The organism is Candidatus Accumulibacter meliphilus (assembly GCF_036625345.1).
In the GTDB taxonomy this organism is placed as follows: domain Bacteria; phylum Pseudomonadota; class Gammaproteobacteria; order Burkholderiales; family Rhodocyclaceae; genus Accumulibacter; species Accumulibacter meliphilus.
In genome coordinates, this window is sequence record NZ_JAZKTZ010000008.1 from 136165 (window position 1) to 157056 (window position 20892).

Genomic DNA, 20892 nt, shown 5'->3' on the forward strand with positions numbered 1-20892 from the left:
CATTGCTCGCTATTGTGGCGCGCCGTGCTGGTCGTTGGCGGATCGCTTGTCAGGGGGAGGCCGATCAAGTGATACAGCTCGCTGTGCTGGTTGACGCAAACGAACGCCCCGGTGCGAAGATCAGGGGGGCGCGTTGGCCGCTTGCAGCGAGTGACTCTGGTATTTCGTCCAGGGATCGGCCGGCGGGAGCATCACGTGATCCGCGGCCAGCAGCCCTTGCAGGCCGCACAGCGATGCGCGCGAAATATTCCGCCCGGTCTTGCGATGGGAAAAGGGAAAAAGCAAGGGAAAGGGCTACCGGTTGACCGAAGGGAGAGCCAATGCACGCGCCACCGCACGGCGACAGGCAGCAGACAGGACAGTGTTCACGACCGACCTCGCTGGGCAACGCTTGATCAGTCAGCGGTGAGCGGCTATTTCTTGTCCATGTCGCGGGCAGCACGGATCAGGTCGGCATCGAGGACGGAGGTGTCCGTTCCGTAGCAGCGGACCATCTCGATCTCCTCGAACACCGGGTGCTCGTCGTCAGTCTGTTCAGGTTTTCCCGTGCTGGCTTCGTAGTGCCGCCCTCGCCAGCGTGCGATCAGCATTTCTTGGTCGGTCAGCCCCGTCGCCATGCCCGTCGGAACTTTGGCGCCCATTTCGATCAGCGCCTTGATGACCTCGGTCCGGCGGCCGCGAACGGCCATCGACAAAGGCGAGGTGATCTGTGCGTTGTCGGCAGTATTGACTTTGGCGCCACGACCGACCAGTTCGCGGACGATATCGACATGGCCCATGAAACAGGCAACACCAAGCGGCAAGCCCGGATCTCCCCGACCGTCTTCTATTTCTACCGGGGTTCCAGCGTCCAGGAGGGTCTTGACCTCTTGAAGGCGGCCTGTCCGGATTGCTTTGAGCAGGTCAATGGCAGCGCTCACAACTCATCTCCGATTTCTTGGCAACTCTACGGTAGCTAACCGGCGCAGTATCTTCTCTGCCGGTACTCTGGTCAACGCTTGCCGGGTTGAGTTTGAGGAGCATCCTGTGAAAGCCATCGCACGCGATCTCACGATGCAAAGCAGCCACCGCCGGGCGCGAAAAAACGCCAGCGGCGACATCCTCCGCAAGTGACGACCAGAGGAGCTCCTCTTGGGTCGCTGGCGTCGGCGTCTGTCAAGCCAGCGGCTCGTCGCTGACGACCAGCCCGTCGCCATCGACATAGATCCATTCACCGGGTCGAAAAGTGACTCCACCGAAGCTTACCCGCAGATCGCGTTCGCCGATACCTTTCTTGATACTCTTCAGCGGGTGCGTGTCGAGCGCGCGAACGCCAAGTTCAATTTCCCCAATGTCATCCGCGTCGCGAATACAGCCGTAAACGACGATTCCCTGCCAGCGGTTCCGCTGCGCCAGGATGGCCAGCTGATCGCCCACCAGTGCGCAGCGCATCGAGCCGCCGCCATCGATGACCAGCACCCTGCCTTCGCCGTCTTCACTGAGTGCGTCACGAACCAGGGAGTTGTCCTCGAACACCTTCAGCGTGGCAATCTGGCCAGTGAACGCGGGTCGTCCTCCGTAGCGCTTGAACATGGGCGCGACGACGCGGACGCTACCGTCGTGCACCTTGCTTTCATTGTCGTCGAGAAGGTCGGCGGTTTTGAAACTCATGTGGTGTACCTCGTATGCTCGGTTCGCGTACGGCCAAGCAGCGGTCGTATTTGCCGGTGACCGGTGCGCCTTGCCATCGTCAGGCGATGACCGCTGACGTTTCTTCGAAGACCAGTTTGACTTTCTTCTCTTCATCCAGATCGACGGTGACGTGGCCGCCGTGTGCCAGCCGACCGAACAGCAACTCGTCAGCCAGCGAGGCGCGGATGGTGTCCTGAATCAGCCGCGCCATCGGCCGCGCGCCCATCATCGGGTCAAAGCCGTGTGTCGCCAGATGATCCTTGATGGCGGTGGTGAAAACGGCTTCAACTTTCTTCTCGTGCAGTTGCGCTTCGAGCTGCATCAGGAACTTGTCCACCACCCGCAGGATGACTTCGTGATCGAGAGACTTGAACGAGATCGTGGCGTCGAGCCGGTTACGAAACTCGGGTGTAAAGATGCGCTTGATCTCGAGCATTTCATCGCCCGCCTGGCGTGTTGGGGTAAAGCCCATTGTTGCCTTCTGGATCGCTTCTTGCCCGGCGTTGGTGGTCATGATGATGATCACGTTGCGAAAGTCGGCCTTGCGGCCATTGTTGTCAGTCAACGTCCCGTGGTCCATCACCTGCAGCAGGATGTTGTAGATGTCGGGATGGGCTTTTTCGATCTCGTCGAGCAGCAGAACGCTATACGGCTTCTTGGTAACGGCTTCGGTCAGCAGGCCGCCCTGATCGAAGCCGACGTAGCCGGGTGGTGCGCCGATCAGCCGCGACACCGCGTGCCGCTCCATGTACTCGGACATGTCGAAGCGTAACAGATCGTTACCGAGGCAGTACGCCAGTTGCTTGGCGACTTCCGTTTTGCCGACGCCGGTGGGGCCCGAAAAGAGGAAGCTGCCGATGGGCTTGGCAGGGTTGCCAAGGCCCGAGCGAGCCATCTTGATTGCCCGGGCGAGTGCGTCGATAGCCGCATTCTGGCCAAAAACGATTGCTTTCAGATCGCGGTCGAGGTTGCGCAGGTTGTTGCGGTCGTCTGACGAGACGTGCGTCGAAGGAATGCGCGCGATCTTGGCAACAATTTCCTCGATGTCGATTTTGCCAATCACTTTTTTCTGCCGGGACTTGGGCAGGATCCGCTGTGCAGCTCCAGCTTCGTCGATGACGTCGATCGCCTTGTCCGGCAGGTGGCGGTCGGTAATGAAGCGCACCGACAGTTCGACCGCCGAACTCAGTGCGGCGGCGGAGTACTTGATGCCGTGGTGGGCTTCGAAGCGCGATTTCAAGCCTTTGAGAATGTCTACCGCTTCGGCACTCGAGGGCTCGTTGACGTCAATCTTCTGGAAGCGCCGCGACAGCGCATGGTCTTTCTCGAAAATGCCACGGTATTCGTTGTAGGTGGTCGCGCCGATGCACTTCAGCTGCCCTGAAGAGAGCGCGGGCTTGAGAAGGTTGGACGCATCGAGCGTGCCGCCCGAGGCCGAGCCGGCACCAATCAAGGTATGGATCTCGTCAATGAACAGGATCGCCTCCGGGTTCTCGCTGAGCTGCTTGAGAACCGCCTTCAGGCGTTGTTCGAAGTCACCACGATACTTGGTGCCGGCGAGCAGTGATCCCATATCGAGGCAGTAGACGTTCGCCTTGCCGAGAATTTCGGGGATGTCGCACTCGACGATTCGCCGCGCCAGCCCCTCGGCAATCGCCGTCTTGCCGACGCCGGCCTCGCCGACCAGTAAGGGGTTGTTCTTGCGCCGTCGGCACAGGGTCTGGATGACTCGTTCGAGTTCCCGGTCGCGACCGATCAGCGGGTCGATCTTGCCCTGGAGAGCCAGGGCATTGAGGTTGATGGTGTAGCTTTCGAGTGGCCCGGCGGCACTCTGCTGTTCGCCTTCGGGTTCGACTTCCGGCTCGCCGCGCGGTGTGCTCTGCGGAATTCTGCTGATACCGTGCGAGATGAAATTGACCACATCGAGACGCGTCACACCCTGCTTTTGCAGGTAATAGACCGCGTGTGAGTCTTTTTCGCCAAAGATCGCCACAAGAACATTGGCACCGTTGACTTCCTTGCGGCCCGATGACTGGACGTGCAGGATCGCGCGTTGAATGACCCGCTGGAAGCCGAGCGTCGGCTGAGTATCGATTTCGTCTTCGCCGGCGACGGTTGGCGTGTGTTCGCTGATGAACCGCGTCAGATCCTTGCGCAGCTGCTCGATGCTGGCGCCGCAGGCGCGCATGGCTTCGGCCGCCGACGGATTGTCGAGCAGTGCGAGCAAAAGGTGCTCGACAGTGATGAATTCATGACGTTTCTGTCGTGCCTCGACGAAGGCCATGTGCAAACTTACTTCGAGTTCCTGCGCAATCATTCAGTTTTCCTCCATTACGCACGCGAGGGGGTGCTGGTTGCTTCGTGCGAAGGCTGTGACCTGTTCAACTTTCGTGGCCGCGACATCGCGCGGATAGATCCCACATACGCCCCGTCCATCGGTGTGAACTTTGAGCATGATTCGCGTCGCGTGTTCTCGATCCATCTGAAAAAACCGTTGCAGAACGACAATCACGAAATCCATCGGTGTGAAATCGTCGTTCAGCAACAGGACCTTGTAAAGAGGTGGCGGCTTGAGCTGTGTGCGCTGCGCTTGGAGTAGGGAGTTGTCCTGATGCTGTGTCGCCATGGGTGAATTCTAACCAGTCTTTCCGGATGCGCAATACCGCCCTTCGCCAATTCTCGGTAGCGCTGGACGGCTTTGCAAGCGCCCGACGATAAAAACGCTTGACGCACCCGCCTGACTTCGCGTAAAAAGGTGCCATGTTTTTGTTCAAGACCCTGTTTGAGCGGTCTCTGTGTCTGAATATCCGTCAGAACGGTGCTTGAATCAGAAGCATGCAAGTCGGGCTCCGCCCGGATTTAGTCTTTTTTCAAGGAAGTGGCAATATGGCAACTGGTACAGTTAAGTGGTTCAATGACGCCAAAGGTTTCGGCTTCATTACTCCGGATGATGGTAGTGAAGATCTCTTCGCCCATTTCTCCGCGATCACCATGGGTGGTTTCAAGACCCTCAAAGAGGGCGAAAAAGTTTCCTTCGACGTGACGCAGGGCCCGAAGGGCAAGCAAGCATCGAATATCGCGCGCGCCTGATTTTTTTGGGTGTGCAATAAGGGACCCGCCTCCGGCGGGTTTTTTTTGCGGCTTTTTCCTCGGCGTGCTCTGATGAGCGGCGTCAGTCGCCTGTCCAGTGCCCTGATTTGCCGCCGATTTTTTCAAGAAGCCTGATGTTCTCGATGCGCATGCCACGATCGACTGCTTTGCACATGTCGTAGATGGTCAGCAAGCCGACGCTGGCGGCGCAAAGGGCTTCCATTTCGACGCCGGTGCGACCCACACACTCCGCCCGCGTCAGGCAATGCACCGCGTTGGCCTCGCCGTCGATCTCGAAGTCGACGGAAACCTTGCTCAAGGCGAGCGGATGACACAGAGGAATCAGCTCGGAAGTGCGCTTGGCGCCTTGAATGGCAGCAATTCGCGCGACACCGAGCACATCGCCCTTCTGCGCCGATCCGGCAACGATCAGCGCCAGCGTTTCGGGGCGCATCAGGATACTGCCGGCGGCTCTTGCCTGCCGGGCCGTCTCGGCCTTGTCGCCGACGTCGACCATCTGCGCCTGGCCTTCGGAATTGAAATGGGTGAGTGGACTGACTGACATAGGGGTATGGGAGACCTGGGGGTCGCTGCTGCTCGTGATGCCTGCCAAGGGAATCACATGGCAAGCAGCAGAGGGCGGGTGGTAACGCTTGGTAACAATCTACCAGAGCACTATTGGGTATGATAGCAAATCTTGCTCGGCGGACGCCGAGGCCGGCCGGGAGCTCTCGTGATCAGAATGATTTGTGCCGCAGTGTCCTTGACCGTTGCGGTTTTTTTGGGCAGTTCTTCGCCGCTCCGGGCGGAGGGGCTTCCAGAGCTTGGCGACGCGTCGCGAGTCGACTTTTCGCCGCAACTTGAACGCAAGATCGGTGAGCAGATCTTCAATCAGATACGTGCGCATGAGCCGAGTTATGTTGATGACCCCGAAGTCAGTGACTACCTGAATTCCCTTGGCGGCCGGCTGGTTGCGGCGAGTTCCAACGCGGCAGGCAATTACTATTTCTTTGCGATTCGCGACAACACCGTGAACGCTTTCGCGATGTTTGGCGGGTTCATCGGGGTCAACACCGGCACGCTCCTTACCGCACAATCGGAGTCCGAGCTGGCCGGCGTGATCGCTCACGAGATCTCGCACGTCAGCCAGGGTCACCTTGCCCGGCAGATCGCCAGGGAGAAGCAGAGCTCTATCGCCACCATGGTCGCCATGGCCGTTGGTGTTCTCGCTGCGCGCTCTAACTCGCAGGTGGCGACGGCGGCGATCGCTTCGGCGCAGGCGGCGTCGATACAGTCGCAATTGGCCTACAGTCGCGACTTCGAGCGTGAGGCCGATCGGCTGGGCTATCAGACGCTGGCCAAGGCCGGCTACGACGTGCGCGGCATGGGCGACTTCTTTGGCCGCATGCAGTTGGCCGGGCGGGTGTACGAGAACAACGCGCCGGTTTATCTGCGCTCGCATCCGCTGACTGTAGAACGTATCTCCGACATGCAGAACCGGTCGCAGAATGCCTCCTATCGACAGGTTGCCGACGGCCCTGATTTCTACCTGGTGCGCGCCAAGCTGCGGGCGCAAGCGGTGCCGCCTGGCGAGGCTGTCAGCGAATTCAGCAAGCAGTTGCGCGAAAAGAAATATGCTTCGGAGGTGGCCACCCGCTACGGTCTCACGTATTCGCTGCTGCAGGCCAAGAACGTCGCCGCTGCGCAGAAAGAGCTTGGCGCGCTGCTGGCGCTCAAAGTGTCGTCGCCGCTGATCGCCGGGCTGGCGGCGCGAACGGAAATTGCCGCTGGAAATCAGGCCGGCGCCGCGAAGATCTATCGCGACGCCCTGCAACGCTATCCACAGTCAAAGGCTTTGGTTTACGGGTACGCTGAAGCTCTGCTGGCGGGGCGGCAATACGAGCAGAGCTTGCAGTTCCTGGAATCGCAGCTGCAGCTCTACAGCTCGGACTACAAACTCTACGGCTTGCAGGCGAAAACTTACGCGGCGTTAGGGAAGCGCCTGCAGCAACACCGTGCACAGGCAGAGTTCTACCTGCTGCAGGGGCAGTTGGGTGCGGCGGTCGAACAGTTGCAGTTCGCGCAACAGGCGGGCGACGGCGACTTTTACGAGAAGTCCGCGGTCGACGCGCGCCTGCGCGACCTGCGCGTGCTGTTGGCCGAAGAGGCAAAAGAGAAGCGCTTGAATGGCGGTTAGGATGCTTGGAGCGCTTAGAATACGCCCTCAATTCTGTTCTGGACCTGACCATGCATTGCGATCGAGAGCTCGACGTCAAGGGGTTGAAGTGCCCACTGCCGATTCTGCGTACGAAGAAGGCGCTATCCGAGATGGCGCCGGGTGAAGTCCTGCACGTGCTGGCGACTGACCCGGGTTCGGTCAAGGACTTCCAGGCTTTCGCCAAACAGACCGCCAATGAGTTGCTGTCGAACGGCGAAAGCAATCAGATCTTCGAGTTCTATCTCAAGCGCAAATAGAGCCAGGTGTCTGCGTAGTAGCGCTTCAGCCGGCCCAGCTGCGCGCGCGTTGCAGGTACGGTCGATGCGCTGACTGATGCTTCCCGGCCCTCTGTTCGCACTGTTTGACGGCGACGCCGGCAGCGCCGTTCTGCTGACGGGTTTGCAGCACGCTTTCGCGGTTGATGCTGGCGCCGATCCTTGGGCCGCGTTCGGGGCGATTGAAGAGGCGCTCGCGCGTGGTCAGTGGGTCGCTCTGGCGGCTGACTATGCGCTGGGCGCATGTTTCGAGGCGACGGTTCCGCCAGCGCCCTGCGGTCGGCCGGTGTTGCGGGTCTGGCTGTTCGCCGACGCTCGCGTGCTCGATGCGCCGGGGATCGACGCTTTCCTTGCCGAGCAGTTGGCCGCCTTGCCCGAGTACCAACAGACGGTCGGGGTGGCCGACCTGTCTGTGGCTGTCGATGCGGCGAAGTACGCTGCGCAGGTCAGTCGGATTCGTCGCTGGATTGGCGACGGCGATTGCTACCAGATCAACCTCACTTTTCCGCTGACTTTCGCGCTTTACGGACACCCGCTGGCGCTCTATGCGCGCCTGCGCGAACGTCAGCCGGTTCGCTATGGTGGCTTTCTCGGCTGCGGCGAGGAAACCATCCTTTCCTTTTCGCCGGAGTTGTTTTTCGAGCGTGTCGGCGAGCGGGTCGTGACCCGGCCGATGAAAGGAACGGCACCGCGCGGCCGAACAGCGCTCGAAGATCAGGCGAATCGGGCGGCTCTGCTGGCGTCGGCCAAGGAGAGGGCAGAAAACATCATGATCGTCGATCTGCTGCGTAACGACCTGGGACGCCTGGCGCAGCCCGGCAAGGTGCAAGTCGAAGCCTTGTGTGAAGCGGAGGACTACCCGACCCTGTGGCAGATGGTTTCTACGGTCGCCGCGGACCTGCCAGGCGTCGGTATTGCCGATCTTTTTGCGGCCCTGTTTCCCTGCGGTTCAATCACCGGCGCACCGAAAATCAGGGCCATGCAGCGCATCGCGGAGCTTGAAGCGTCAGCGCGCGGGCTGTACACGGGTAGCCTGGGCTGGCTGGCGCCGAATGGTGACGCTCGCTTCAATGTCGCCATTCGTACCCTCGAAGTCGCTGCCGATGGCCAGGCCCGACTCGGTGTCGGCAGTGGCATCGTGATCGATGCCGATGCAGCGCGCGAGTACGCGGAATGCCTGTTGAAGGCGAGCTTCCTGACGGCTTTCGATCCGGGCTTCGAGCTCGTCGAAACCCTGCGCCTGGAAGAGGGCGCGTATCCACTGCTGGCCCTGCATCTCGAGCGTCTGCAGGCGTCTGCCCGCAGCCTCGGTTTTGCCTGCCGGCTGGCGGAGGTTTCCACGGCGCTGGCCGCCGCGGCGGCCGCGCGACCGCAAGCTTTGTTTCGCGTTCGTCTGAGCCTGGCACACGATGGCCGCTGCCATCTCGTGGTCGCCGCCTTGGATGAAGATACCACGAAGCGGTGGCGCGTCTGTCTGGCTTCCGAAGCGCTGCCTGTCGATGACTACCTGCTACGCCACAAGACCACGGCGCGCGCCCGCTACGACCGTGCGCTGGCGGCGTTGGCGGAACGGCCCGGGCTGTTCGACGCCATTTTTCTGAATACGCGCGGCGAGGTTTGCGAAGGCGCGCGCAGCAATGTCTTCGTCGAGCGCGACGGCCTGCTGCTGACGCCGCCGCTGGCCTGCGGACTACTGCCCGGCGTCATGCGGCGCACGCTGCTCGAGTCCGGACGCGCGGTAGAGCAGGTGTTGCGGCGCGAAGACTTGTTGCAGGCGCCGGCCTTGTACGTCGGCAACGCCTTGCGTGGCCTGTTGCCGGTGGTGCTTGACGCTGAACCGGGTTAATGTGAAAGTCGAGCAAGCGGCTCACGAATCTCCCTTCTCCCCTCGCGGGAGAAGGGTCAGGGGAAGAGGGGGACGGTCATGGCTTTCATCATCAGGGGTGTCTCGACATGTCATGACCGTTAGCGGCGCAAGCGTTCGCGTTGTGGCGTGAGTTTTTCCAGCGTCGCCAGGTAGTCGTCGAGGCGCTTCTTTTCCTGTTCAACCACGGCTGCCGGTGCACGCGCGACGAAGCTTTCGTTGGCGAGTTTGGCTCTGGCCTTGCTGATCTCGCCGCCGAGGCGGGCGAGTTCCTTGTCGAGCCGCTCGCCTTCGACGGCGGCGTCGATTTCGACCTGCAGCATGAGCCTGGTCTGGCCGACGATGGCCGTCGGTGCGCTGGCATCGGCGGGCAGGTCGTCGACGATCTGCATTTCTGAAAGCTTGCAGAGCGGCTTCAGGTAGGGCGCAAAAGCGGCCAGTGCGGCACTGTCGCCACTGGCGAGCAGCGGTACCTTTTGCGCCGGCGAAAGGTTCATCTCGCCGCGCAGGTTGCGGCAGGCGTAGGCCAGATCCTTCAACTGCTGGACGCTCGCTTCGCTGGCCAGGTCGATTTTCTCCGGCTGTGCCTGTGGATAGGCGGCGAGCATCACCGAAGCGTGCGTCTTGCGGCCAGCAATCGGCGCCAGAGCTTGCCAGAGTTCTTCGGTAATGAAGGGCAGCAGCGGGTGTGCCAGGCGCAGGACGGTTTCCAGCACCCGCGCCAGGGTCCGCCGCGTGGCGCGGATTTCCTGTTCGCTGCCCTGCTGCAACTGGACTTTGGAGAGCTCGACGTACCAGTCGCAGAACTCGTCCCAGACGAACTCGTACACCGATCGCGACAGCAGGTCGAAGCGATAGTCGGCGAAGTGCTGCGCGACCTCGGCTTCGGTACGCTGCAGCTCGCTGACGATCCAGCGGTCGGCGAAGGAGAAGCTCAGCGCCGGCGAGCAGCTCTCCGGGGTGCAGGCAGCCAGACCCAGGTCATGCTCGGCGGTGTGCATCAGCACGTAACGTGTCGCGTTCCACAGCTTGTTGCAGAAATTGCGGTAGCCTTCGCAGCGGCTGAGGTCGAACTTGATGTCGCGGCCGGGGCTGGCCAGCGACAGGAAGGTGAAACGCAGGGCGTCGGTGCCGAAAGCCTGAATGCCTTCGGGGAATTCCTTGCGCGTGCGCTTTTCTATCTGCGCCGCCTGCTTGGGGTTCATCAGGCCGCTGGTGCGCTTGTCGATCAGGGCGTCGAGATCGATACCGTCGATGAGGTCGATGGGGTCGAGGACATTGCCTTTCGACTTGCTCATCTTCTGGCCTTCGGCATCGCGGATCAGGCCGTGCACGTAGACGTGCTTGAAGGGGATCTTGCCGGTGATATGCCGGGTCATCATCACCATCCGCGCGACCCAGAAGAAGATGATATCGAAACCGGTGACCAGCACCGTAGACGGCAAATACAGGTCGAGCGCGGTGTTCGTCGCGGCGGGCCACTGCGGCGTCCAGTCGAGCGTCGAGAAGGGCCACAGCGCCGACGAGTACCAGGTGTCGAGGACGTCGGGGTCGCGCTCCAGCGGGCCGCGGTAGCCCTGTTCATCGGCCTGGGCCCTGGCTTCCGCTTCGTCATGGGCGACGAAGATGCGCCCATCGTCACCGTACCAGGCGGGGATCTGGTGGCCCCACCACAACTGCCGCGAGATGCACCAGTCCTGAATGTTGTTCAGCCACTGGTTGTAGGTGTTGACCCAGTTCTCGGGGAAGAACTTGATTTCACCCGCAGCCACGCATGCAAGCGCCTTGCCGGCGATGCTGCTGCCGTCGGCTCCGGCCTTGCTCATGGCCACGAACCATTGGTCGGTGAGCATCGGTTCGATGACCACGCCACTGCGGTCGCCGCGCGGCACTTTCAGGGTATGCGGCTCGATCTTGTCGAGGAAGCCCTGCTTTTCGAGGTCGGCAACGATCTGCTGGCGCGCGGCAAAGCGATCCATGCCCTGGTAGCAAGCCGGCGCATTCTCGTTGATGCGCGCGTCGAGCGTCAGGATCGGGATCATCGGCAGCTGGTGACGCTGGCCGACCGCGTAGTCGTTGAAGTCGTGGGCCGGAGTGACCTTGACGCAGCCGGTGCCAAAGGCGAGGTCCACGTAGGCGTCGGCAATGATCGGAATCTCGCGCTCGCAGAGTGGCAGTTTGACCATCTTGCCGAGCAGGTGCCGGTAACGCTCGTCTTCCGGATGGACCATCAGGGCAGTATCGCCGAGCATCGTTTCCGGTCGCGTCGTGGCCACGGTCAAGGTCGCGCTGCCGTCGCTCAGCGGATAACGGATGTGCCAGAGGTAGCCCTGTTCTTCTTCCTGCGCGACTTCGAGGTCGGAGACCGCGGTCTGCAGCACGGGATCCCAGTTGACCAGGCGCTTGCCGCGGTAGATCAGGCCTTCCTGGTACAGGCGGACGAAAGTCTCGGTGACCGTCGTCGACAGGCCGGCATCCATCGTGAAGCGTTCGCGGCTCCAGTCGGGAGACGTACCCAGGCGACGCATCTGCCGGGTGATGGTGTTGCCTGAAAACTCCTTCCACTGCCAGACTTTCTCGAGGAAGTTCTCGCGGCCGAGGTCGTGCCGGGAGACTCCCTGTGCGTCGAGCTGGCGCTCGACGACGATCTGCGTGGCGATGCCGGCGTGATCCGTTCCGGGTTGCCACAGGGTGTTGTCACCACGCATGCGATGGTAGCGGGTGAGCGCGTCCATGATCGCCTGGTTGAAGCCATGCCCCATGTGCAGGGTGCCGGTGACGTTCGGTGGTGGCAGCAGGATGCAGAAAGCGTCTTCGGGTTTCTTGTCGGTATCGAGGCCGGCTCCGAAGTAGCCTCTGGCTTCCCATTCGGGGTACCAGCGACGCTCGATATCAGCCGGTTCAAAGCTCTTGGCGAGTTCCATGGAGGAGGGTGCGGGTGGATTTCAGGAGCGCGCATTATAGCGGATCGCGCTGAGGCTCCGGGCCGTGATGCGGAGGACCCTGTCCGAGCTACCCCGGATCGGCTGCGCCATCTTCGCTGCCCGCTCGCTCGTCCAGCGGCAGTTGCAGTTGCCCGCGCTGGGCGACGAAGTCACGTGCGGCCATGGCGATGCTCGCTTCGATACCCTGGCGCAAGTGCTCTGCCGCCTCGGCTGCGGCAGCCTCCACCAGTGCCGGCAAGGCCGCAGCCAGATGGCGGTCGATGAGTTGTGCAAGCTCGGTGGCAAGTATCGGGCGCAGGTCCGCAGCGAGATCATCGACGCTCGGCTCGGGCTCGGGTTCCGCGGTCACGACGACGTCGGTCAATAGCGGCAGATCATCGTCTGCGCTGCTCCCGAAGGGAAAGCGCTGGCCGCCGTCTGAATGGTCGCTATCCGGCGAGGCCAGGAAGCTGCGCCGGCGGCGCGGCGGGCGCGGGCTGCTCGGGCGCCCGCCGCGCCCCGCGCCGTTGTCCGCGTTGATCAGCGAGTTGGCCCGGCTGAGCAGGTCTTCGTCATTGGCCATCAGTTTTTTCCTGAGCAGTCGACATATCTGACCGCGTAGCCACGATCCTTGTAGAAGCGGGCACGTTGGCGGCCGTCGGCGCGTTCTTCCTCGCCCTGGCCAACTATTTCGATCAGACTCGCGAAGCGCGAAAAGCCTGGCGGTACGTCGTTGGAGAGGTTGAAAAGCCGTTCGTCGTGCGGCAGGGATTCCAGGCTGCGGGCGATCAGCACTGGCGTTTCGGCGGCCAGCGGCGAGTCGGCAGCAACGTGCGGGACGAAGCTCGTCGGCGCTTGTGCCCACAACTGCCGGTCGAGCGCGGCAGCGATGTCGGCGTCCGGCGCATAGACCAGCAAGGGTTTTTTCTGTGCGCAGGCCTTGCCGATCAGGGCGGCGGTCGCGCCGATGCGGTTCGCTGCGTTGTGGTAGAAGAACACTTGCGTCACGTGAGTTTTCCGGCACGCTTCAGCAAATAGTGCACCAGTAGCGGTACCGGTCGTCCGGTGGCTCCTTTGTCGGCGCCTGAGGTCCACGCGGTGCCAGCGATGTCGAGGTGCGCCCAGACATATTTTTTGGTGAAACGGGCCAGAAAACAGGCGGCGGTGATGCTGCCGCCCCAACGGCCGCCGATGTTGGCCATGTCGGCGAAGGGACTCTTGAGCAGTTCCTGGTAGTCGTTCCAGAGCGGCATTTGCCAGGCGCGGTCATGGGCTTCATCACCGGCATGTTCCAGTTCCCGGGCCAGCGTATCGTTGTTGGCGAACAGGCCGGTGGCGACATGGCCAAGCGCGATGACGCAGGCGCCGGTGAGAGTGGCAACATCGATCACCGTGTCCGGTTCGAAGCGCGCGGCGTAGGTCAGCGCATCACAGAGAAGCAGGCGCCCTTCAGCGTCGGTGTTGAGAATTTCGATGGTTTGTCCGGACATCGAAGTGACGATGTCTCCCGGTCGGCTGGCGCCGCCGCCAGGCATGTTTTCCGTACTCGGCACGATCACCGTCAGGTTGAGCGGTAGTTTCATCAGCGCCGCGGCTTTGATCGTGCCGAGTACGCTGGCAGCGCCGCACATGTCGTATTTCATCTCGTCCATGTCGGCCGCGGGCTTGAGGGAGATGCCGCCGCTGTCGAAAGTGACGCCCTTGCCAACCAGTACCACCGGCTTCTCGTCGCTCTTGCCTCCCTTGTACTGCAGGACGATGAGTTTAGGGGCCTGGTGTGAGCTCTTCGCGACCGAGAGCAGCGCGTGCATGCCCAGCGCAGCCATCTCCTCACGTTCGAGAATCTGGCACTCGATTTTGTGCTCGGCAGCCAGCTGTTGTGCGATTTCCGCGAGATAGCTAGGGGTGCACACGTTACCGGGCAGGTTGGCCAGATCCTTGGTCAGCGACATGCCTTCGGCGATGGCTTGGCCCTCGCACAGCGCTTCTTCTGCGGTGGCCAGTTCGTTGCGGCGATCGACAATGAAAGTCAGCTTGCGCAGCGGGCGACGCACTTTGTCCTTCTTGCTCTTGAACTGGTCAAAGCGATAGACGGTCTGCTGGGCGACAAGCGCTGCCTGGCGTACGCGCCAGGCAGCGCTGCGTTTGCGGACGCTGGTTTCGGTCAGGAAGACGGTGCCGTCGAAGGAGCCGGTTTCGTTGAGGGTTCTCACCGCGCTGCGAATCGCGTCGCAGTATTCCCGATCGCCAAATTCCTTTTCCTTGCCGAGGCCGACCAGCAGCACGCGGTCGCAGAGCGTCCCGGGAACGTTGTGCAGCAGCAAGGTAGTGCCGGCCTTGCCCTCCATGTCACCGCGGCGAATGATGTCCGAAAGGTGGCTGCGCGCTGCATTGTCGATGAGCTCGGCGGCCAGCGTCAGCTTGCGAGGTTCGAAAACGCCGACGACCACGCAGGCGCTGCGCTGCTTCTCCGGGTTACCGCTTTTTATGCTAAATTCCACTCGCCCTCCCGAGGACCCGCGTGTTTCGTCGAAAACGCCGATTATCACTGCAGTTTTTCACCAAAGTCAAAAAATGATCTTTCAGCGCGCTGTCCGACGTGAGTTCGCCCACTCGACGGCCGGGGTCTTCATTGCGCTTTTTGCGATCATGGTGACCACGCAGCTGATTCGCTTGCTGAACGAGGCGGCACAGGGCGACGTCGACCCGGGTGCCGTGGTCGCCCTGCTTGGTTTCGCGTCGCTCAATTATCTCCCGCCACTGTTGTCGCTGTCCTTGTTCGTGGCCATTCTGCTTTCCATTTCCCGTAGCTATCGTGACTCAGAGATGGTGGTCTGGTTCTCTGCCGGGCTGTCGCTGACGGCTTGGGTGCGACCGGTACTTACCTTCGCCCTGCCCCTGGTGCTCACCATCGCTGCCCTGTCGCTGCTTCTCTCACCCTGGGCCTTGTCGCAAAGCGCCGAGTACCGGGGCAAGTTGAGCAACCGTAAGGATGCCGGGCAGATCTCGCCGGGCACGTTTCAGGAGTCGTCGGCGGGAGACCGTGTGGTTTTTGTCGAGGCCGTGGCCGAGGATACGAGCCACGTTCGCAACGTGTTTGTCAGTGAAACGGCGCCCGAGCGCCTGGGGGTGACGATGGCCAGAACCGGTCATCAGGAGACAGCAGCCAACGGCGATCGCTTCATCGTCCTGGAGAATGGGCGTCGTTACGAGCTTGAGCCCGGCGTGGTGGGTTTTCGAATTCTGGAATATGCGCGCTATGCCGTTCGTTTGGAGACCAGAGAAGCGGATGGCATAAAGCAGACGCCAAAGAGCATGCCTACGCTGGAGCTGTTGGCTCTCAACTTGCCTCGCTATCGGGCGGAGTTGCTATGGCGTGTCGGTATGCCGCTCTCGGCGGCAGTGCTGGCTCTGCTGGCAATTCCATTGTCCTTCGTCAATCCGCGTGCGGGGCGTTCGGCCAACATGCTCCTGGCCATTCTGGTTTATGTGATCTACAACAATCTGCTGAGCATCAGCCAGGGCTGGGTGGCCAATGACCAGGTGTCTTTTGCCGTCGGCGTGCTGGTGGTCCATCTGATGATGCTGTTTCTCTTGCCGTTCCTCTTCTATCACCGTATCGCGGTCTCATCTTTCATGCGTCTCGGGCGATGAAGATCTATCGTCGCTACCTGATGCGCGAGGTGTCTGGCGCCATTTTCCTGGTGTTACTGGCGTTCTTGGCATTGTTTGCCTTCTTTGACCTGCTTGGCGAGGTCCAGGATATTGGGCGGGGAGGCTACCAACTCCGCCATGCATTTGCTTTCGTTCTGCTGCGGCTGCCAGGGCGTGTCTACGAGTTGATGCCGATTGCCGTCCTGATCGGGACGCTCTACGCATTGTCGTCGCTGGCTCGTCATTCCGAGATCACCGTGCTGCGGGTTTCCGGCCTGTCTTCGGGAGCCTTGTTGCGGGCGCTGTTTCTGGTCGCGGGCCTGTTTGCCGTCGCCACTTTCCTGATCGGCGAGTACGTGGTGCCGACCGCCGAAAGAGAGGCCAATCAATTGCGCTTGAAAGCCAGGGGGCGAATGATCGGGCAGGACTTGCGTTCAGGATTGTGGGTCAAGGACGAGCGCAGTTTCATCAACGTGCGCGTGGTGTTGCCGGATACGCGCTTGCGGGGGATCCGTATTTACGAGTTTGACGAGGACGCAAAGTTACACTCGCTTATCGAGGCCAGTGAGGGCGAGTACGTCGCGCCTGATCGTTGGCGCTTGAGCGATGTGCTGCAGACGGTCCTGAACGCCGAGCGGGCCGATGTTCAGAAGCTACCCGAGTTGGTCTGGCCGTCGGCGCTGAACCCGGACATCCTGGCGGTGCTGATGGTTTCTCCGGATCGCATGTCGCTGCGACCATTTGGCCACGTATACCAAGCATTTGGCGGACAATCGCCAGACGACCAACCGTTATGACATTGCCTTCTGGAAAAAAGTGGTCTACCCACTGGCGGCATTTGTGATGGTCGCTCTGGCGCTGCCGTTCGGAGGTGCGCACTACCGCTCCGACGCCGTAGGCCTGAAGGTCTTCTCCGGGGTAATGATCGGCATCTTGTTCCACATGCTCAACGGCCTGTTTGCCAACCTTGGGGCGATCAACAGTTGGTCGCCGGTACTCAGCGCGGTCACGCCGTCGGCGCTTTTCCTGCTGGCAGCGATCACCATGATCTGGTCGGTCGAGCGACGCTGATTGGCGGCGTCATGCCTTGATCAGCATTGTGCGCAAGTCCGCTTGACCAGGCTGGGAAAACCATCGAGGCGGTGGTCAGCGGGCGGTCCGCTCCCGTTCCTGGAGCGTTTGCCTAGCCGCTTGTCGGTAGCCGCTTCGCCAATTCTCCGTACAGTACGAGTTGTGTGCCGGCGAGACGGTCATGCAGAAACAAGCGCTCGCGGTCCACTAGCGCCCAGAGGATGCCAATACCACCCAGGATGATGCTCGGCCAGCACAGGAGATAGCGCAGTAGCGCCTGCGCCGGCCGGACCGGTTGTCCGTCACGGGTGAGCAGGCGGATGCGCCAGGTCTTCATGGCCAGCGTTTGCCGCCCGTTGCTCCAGAACCAGAGGCAATAGACCAGCAGCACGATAAAGGCATGCGCCTGCACAATGATCGGCGTCACCAGGCGATGCGCCAGCGCACCGAGCAGGAAATGTGGCAAGACCAGCAGTGCAGCAAGGATGCCGAACAACAGCAAGGACTCGTACAGCATGCTGGCCAGGCGGCGCGTGATGCTCGGTCGCCCGACGGAATTCGCGGTCGGTGTCAATCCCTGTTATCCGCTGCAGTTGCCGGCGCGGCAGCTTTGCTGCTGGGCGCTGGCGCAGGATGATGGCTGCCGAGCGGCAAGAGTGCGGATCCGGGCGGTGAGATCAGGCTGGCCGCTGCGCCGCTACTGCCTGGCTGTCCGGGTGTGCTCAGTGCCGCCCGGTTGGCCGCTTGCTGTTTGAGCCTTTCTTTTTCTTCGTCCGGCAGACTGGAGTACTCCTGCCACTTGAGTCTGAGTTCCTGTTTCTTTTCTACCGGGAGCTTGTTGGCGGTGATGAAATTCTCGCGCGCGAGTCGTCGTTGCTGGGGCGTCAGCTTTCCCCAGTCCTGCATCTGAACCTGGACTCGGCGCTGCTCGTCAGCGGTCATCCTGTAGAAACGTCGCGTGATGCCCAACCATTTCTTCTGGCGCGCATAATCCATCCCGTCCCAGTCGTAACTGAGCGGCGCGAGGATGGTTTTCTGCTCCACCGTGAGCTCGCTCCACTGTGGCTGCGCTGGCGTGGCAATGGCAGACGGGCTGAGCACATCGGCCCAGCTCGTGACGGCTAGGAAGCTGCTGAGAATCAGTGCGACGCGGAGCTTTGCAGCCATGCATCAAAGCCCCGGTCGGTGAAGGCCGCGATCGGCAAGTCGTCGGCGAGCAGGGCACTATCAATGACCTCGAGTTCGGCGATGCTTCGGTCGGCCTGCCAGTAAGCGTAGGAAGTGACGCCAACAACCAGGGCCAGTGCCACGAGAATCTGCCGCAAGCGCAGGCCTTCGGCGTGCTCTTGAACGAAGTTCCCCGCCGTCGCCAGTATCGACTGGTGTGCGGCTACTTTTTGACGAGCCAGCGCGCGCTCGCGCGCAGCTTGCAGACGCGAGTGCGTTGACGGTGGCAGTTCATGCAGTTCCCTGTTCAGGTACTGCCTGACCTTGAAGACAAAATGCATTTCGTTCATAGGGTAATTCCTTTTGCTTTCAGTGCAGCCGCAAGAGCGTGATTGGCACGTGAGCAGTGTGTCTTGACGCTTCCTTCGGAGCAGCCCATGATCGATGCCGTTTCGGCAACGTCCATATCCTCCCAGTAACGCAGAAGAAACGCTTCCCGTTGACGCCCAGGCAGAGATTCTATCTCTTTCTCGATCATCCCCATCACTTGCGCCTGCTCGAACTGGCCGTGTGGCGTCTTCGGGCCATTGGCGTCAGATTCGTTGCTGAGGGTTTCGAGGGGGTCGTGGTCCTCGTCATCGTTCGGCGAAAACGCGGAGAGCAGGGTCGTCCATAGCGAGCGTACCTTGCTGCGCCGATAGTAGTCGCGAATCGTGTTTTGCAGAATGCGCTGGAAGAGCATCGGCAACTCGGTTGGTGGGCGGTCTCCGTATTTCTCGGCGAGCTTCATCATCGCATCCTGGACGATGTCGAGCGCGGACTCTTCGTTGCGCACTGCGAACATCGCTTGCTTGAAAGCGCGGCGTTCGACTGCCGTAAGAAAGTCTGACAGTTCGCGTTGGCTGGCCAGGGTGGAAATCCTTGCGGTTGTAGGGCGGGAAGCCTTCTTTCCCAGGCGCCAGTTTACCGTGAAAGTCGCGTCCGCGACTCACGAATCTCCCTTCTTTCCTCGGCGAGAGAAGGGTCGGGGAGTTAGACGAGGAATTCAGGGAGCATGCTCCCTGCCCGTCGAACGATTGCCGCCTGCCAGCCGGAATGCCCTCTCAAGTGAGGGCGCGGTCATGGCATTCATCACCAGGGGCCTCGACAGGCCATGATCGTTTGGTGAATGCCTTGACCAAACTCCGTCTAAGCTTTAACGTTGCAGACTTTTTTCGAGCAATTTGCTTGCTGGGGCGACGGTAATGACAATGATGACCGGTGCGGAAATTGTAATCAGGTGCCTGCAGGAAGAAAAGGTCGAGTACGTGTTCGGCTATCCTGGCGGGGCTGTCCTTCATTTGTACGACGCGCTGTTCAAGCAGGATCAGGTCAAGCACATTCTCGTTCGCCACGAGCAGGCGGCCGTGCATGCTGCCGATGGGCTGGCGCGTTCGACCCACAAAGTCGGCGTGGCATTGGTGACTTCCGGCCCTGGCGCGACCAATGCCGTGACCGGCATCGCGACGGCCTACATGGACTCGATTCCCCTGGTGATTATCTCCGGGCAGGTGCCGACCGAGTACATTGGTCAGGATGCCTTTCAGGAGTGCGATACCGTTGGCATTACTCGGCCCTGTGTGAAGCACAACTTCCTGGTCAAGGACGTTCACGATCTGGCAGTGACGCTAAAGAAGGCCTTCTTCATCGCCAACAGCGGTCGTCCGGGTCCGGTGGTGATCGACATCCCCAAGGACATCACCGCCGCCAAGTGCAAGTTCGAGTATCCGGAGACGATTCAGCTGCGCTCTTACAACCCCGTCGTCAAGGGGCATCTGGGACAGATCAAGAAGGCGCTACACCTCTTGCTCGAGGCCAAGCGGCCGATGGTTTATACCGGTGGCGGGGTCATTCTGTCCAACGGTGCCGAACAGTTGACCAAGCTGGTGCGCCGGCTGGGCTTTCCGATTACCAATACCTTGATGGGCCTCGGTGCGTATCCGGCAAGCGACCAGCAGTTTCTCGGCATGCCGGGTATGCACGGTACCGTCGAGGCCAACCTGGCGATGCAGAACTGTGACGTCCTGCTGGCTGTCGGCGCGCGTTTCGACGATCGGGTAATTGGCAATCCAGACAACTTTTCGTCCATTCCGCGCAAGATCATCCACATCGACATTGATCCATCGTCAATTTCCAAGCGCGTCAAGGTTGATGTGCCGATCGTCGGCAACGTCCCGGACGTCCTCGACGAAATGCTCAAGCTGCTCGACGCCGGTAATGCCGGCCCGGATGCGGAGGTGCTGGCCGACTGGTGGAAGCAGATCAATGAGTGGCGCGCCAAGCAGTGCATGAAATACCGCAAGAAGAAGAGCATCATCATGCCGCAATACGTCATCGAAAAACTCTATGAAGTGACGGAGGGCAAGGCGATCGTGACTTCTGACGTTGGTCAGCATCAAATGTGGGCCGCGCAGTATTACAAGTTTGATCAACCGCGCCGCTGGCTCAACTCCGGCGGTCTCGGGACGATGGGTGTCGGCCTGCCTTACGCCATGGGTGCAGCACTGGCAAATCCGGGAACGCCGATCGCCTGCGTCACCGGCGAAGGCTCGATCCAGATGTGTATCCAGGAACTATCAACCGCCAAGCAGTTCCGTCTGCCGATCAAGATCATCAACCTCAACAATCGCTACCTGGGCATGGTCCGCCAGTGGCAGGAAATGTTCTATGGCAGTCGTTATTCGGAGTCGTACATGGACTCGCTGCCCGACTTCGTCAAGCTCGCCGAGGCTTATGGCCACGTCGGCATTCGCGTCGAACGGCCCGAAGATGTCGAAGGCGCGCTGAAGAAGGCCTTCGTCGACCACAAGGACGATCTGGTATTCATCGATTTCATCACCGATCAGAAGGCAAACGTCTTTCCGATGGTGGCGGCCGGCAAAGGTCTGGCGGACATGCTACTGACCGAAGATCTGTAAG

Annotated in this window: 19 protein-coding genes and 1 pseudogene; 7 read left to right on the forward strand and 13 right to left on the reverse strand. The window is 61.0% G+C overall.

Annotated elements, in window-relative coordinates; all coding sequences use genetic code 11:
• Positions 1-413: 413 nt before the first annotated feature.
• The 4 genes from V5B40_RS17160 to clpS form a co-directional block, all read right to left on the reverse strand.
• Positions 414-920, reverse strand: coding sequence for an ankyrin repeat domain-containing protein (locus tag V5B40_RS17160; RefSeq protein WP_332355625.1), 507 nt, complete (start codon positions 918-920; stop codon positions 414-416).
• Positions 921-1155: 235 nt separating this feature from the next.
• Positions 1156-1650 carry a ribonuclease E activity regulator RraA gene (gene rraA, locus V5B40_RS17165; RefSeq protein WP_332355626.1) on the reverse strand — a complete coding sequence of 165 codons (495 nt, stop codon included), beginning with the start codon at positions 1648-1650 and terminating at the stop codon, positions 1156-1158.
• Positions 1651-1729: 79 nt separating this feature from the next.
• On the reverse strand, positions 1730-3988 hold the full coding sequence (clpA, locus tag V5B40_RS17170; protein ID WP_332355627.1) for an ATP-dependent Clp protease ATP-binding subunit ClpA: 2259 nt from the start codon (positions 3986-3988) through the stop codon (positions 1730-1732).
• Complete coding sequence (gene clpS / locus V5B40_RS17175; RefSeq protein ID WP_332355628.1) at positions 3989-4297, reverse strand: ATP-dependent Clp protease adapter ClpS; 309 nt, start codon at positions 4295-4297, stop codon at positions 3989-3991.
• Between the two features lie 260 nt (positions 4298-4557).
• On the opposite strand from clpS, the gene V5B40_RS17180 reads away from it, so the two are divergent.
• On the forward strand, positions 4558-4761 hold the full coding sequence (locus V5B40_RS17180; RefSeq protein ID WP_042335273.1) for a cold-shock protein: 204 nt from the start codon (positions 4558-4560) through the stop codon (positions 4759-4761).
• 82 nt (positions 4762-4843) lie between these two features.
• Here V5B40_RS17180 and moaC read toward each other — a convergent pair whose 3' ends face one another.
• Positions 4844-5326 (reverse strand): cyclic pyranopterin monophosphate synthase MoaC, encoded by a 483-nt coding sequence (gene moaC / locus V5B40_RS17185; protein ID WP_332355629.1) that lies wholly within the window; start codon positions 5324-5326, stop codon positions 4844-4846.
• A gap of 177 nt (positions 5327-5503) precedes the next feature.
• Here moaC and V5B40_RS17190 point away from each other — a divergent pair, with 177 nt between their 5' ends.
• The 3 genes from V5B40_RS17190 to pabB all read left to right on the forward strand — a co-directional run bounded on the left by V5B40_RS17190 (position 5504) and on the right by pabB (position 9100).
• On the forward strand, positions 5504-6958 hold the full coding sequence (locus V5B40_RS17190; RefSeq protein ID WP_332355786.1) for a beta-barrel assembly-enhancing protease: 1455 nt from the start codon (positions 5504-5506) through the stop codon (positions 6956-6958).
• Between the two features lie 50 nt (positions 6959-7008).
• Entirely contained in the window at positions 7009-7236 is a 228-nt protein-coding gene (locus V5B40_RS17195) for a sulfurtransferase TusA family protein (RefSeq protein ID WP_332355630.1), read from the forward strand.
• A gap of 76 nt (positions 7237-7312) precedes the next feature.
• Positions 7313-9100, forward strand: a complete 1788-nt coding sequence (pabB, locus tag V5B40_RS17200) for an aminodeoxychorismate synthase component I (protein ID WP_332355631.1) — start codon at positions 7313-7315, stop codon at positions 9098-9100.
• Between the two features lie 119 nt (positions 9101-9219).
• Here the strand turns inward: pabB and V5B40_RS17205 are convergent, their stop codons facing one another.
• The 4 genes from V5B40_RS17205 to V5B40_RS17220 form a co-directional block, all read right to left on the reverse strand.
• A complete protein-coding gene (locus V5B40_RS17205) occupies positions 9220-12042 on the reverse strand; it encodes a valine--tRNA ligase (protein WP_332355632.1) in 2823 nt (940 codons plus the stop codon).
• Positions 12043-12130: 88 nt separating this feature from the next.
• Positions 12131-12625, reverse strand: a complete 495-nt coding sequence (locus V5B40_RS17210; protein WP_332355633.1) for a hypothetical protein — start codon at positions 12623-12625, stop codon at positions 12131-12133.
• The gene (locus V5B40_RS17215; RefSeq protein WP_332355634.1) at positions 12625-13050 is read right to left on the reverse strand and encodes a DNA polymerase III subunit chi; all 426 of its coding nucleotides are present in this window, start codon (positions 13048-13050) and stop codon (positions 12625-12627) included. Before V5B40_RS17215 ends, V5B40_RS17210 begins: the two co-directional genes overlap by 1 nt.
• Positions 13047-14543, reverse strand: coding sequence for a leucyl aminopeptidase (locus tag V5B40_RS17220; RefSeq protein ID WP_332355635.1), 1497 nt, complete (start codon positions 14541-14543; stop codon positions 13047-13049). Before V5B40_RS17220 ends, V5B40_RS17215 begins: the two co-directional genes overlap by 4 nt.
• Before the next feature lie 73 nt (positions 14544-14616).
• On the opposite strand from V5B40_RS17220, the gene lptF reads away from it, so the two are divergent.
• Together lptF and lptG are read left to right on the forward strand one after the other, a co-directional pair.
• A complete protein-coding gene (gene lptF / locus V5B40_RS17225) occupies positions 14617-15696 on the forward strand; it encodes an LPS export ABC transporter permease LptF (RefSeq protein WP_332355636.1) in 1080 nt (359 codons plus the stop codon).
• A pseudogene (lptG, locus tag V5B40_RS17230) lies at positions 15693-16767 on the forward strand (LPS export ABC transporter permease LptG). Before lptF ends, lptG begins: the two are co-directional and overlap by 4 nt.
• Positions 16768-16879: 112 nt before the next feature.
• Here the strand turns inward: lptG and V5B40_RS17235 are convergent.
• The 4 genes from V5B40_RS17235 to V5B40_RS17250 are packed head-to-tail and all read right to left on the reverse strand — an operon-like array spanning position 16880 to position 18844.
• A complete protein-coding gene (locus tag V5B40_RS17235; protein WP_332355637.1) occupies positions 16880-17341 on the reverse strand; it encodes an RDD family protein in 462 nt (153 codons plus the stop codon).
• Positions 17338-17934 (reverse strand): DUF3106 domain-containing protein, encoded by a 597-nt coding sequence (locus V5B40_RS17240; protein ID WP_332355638.1) that lies wholly within the window; start codon positions 17932-17934, stop codon positions 17338-17340. Before V5B40_RS17240 ends, V5B40_RS17235 begins: the two co-directional genes overlap by 4 nt.
• Complete coding sequence (locus V5B40_RS17245; RefSeq protein ID WP_332355639.1) at positions 17907-18284, reverse strand: DUF3619 family protein; 378 nt, start codon at positions 18282-18284, stop codon at positions 17907-17909. The genes V5B40_RS17240 and V5B40_RS17245 overlap by 28 nt, the downstream gene beginning before the upstream one ends.
• Positions 18281-18844, reverse strand: coding sequence for an RNA polymerase sigma factor (locus V5B40_RS17250; protein WP_332355787.1), 564 nt, complete (start codon positions 18842-18844; stop codon positions 18281-18283). Before V5B40_RS17250 ends, V5B40_RS17245 begins: the two co-directional genes overlap by 4 nt.
• A gap of 334 nt (positions 18845-19178) precedes the next feature.
• On the opposite strand from V5B40_RS17250, the gene V5B40_RS17255 reads away from it, so the two are divergent.
• On the forward strand, positions 19179-20891 hold the full coding sequence (locus V5B40_RS17255; RefSeq protein WP_332355640.1) for an acetolactate synthase 3 catalytic subunit: 1713 nt from the start codon (positions 19179-19181) through the stop codon (positions 20889-20891).
• The last annotated feature ends 1 nt before the right edge of the window (position 20892 follow it).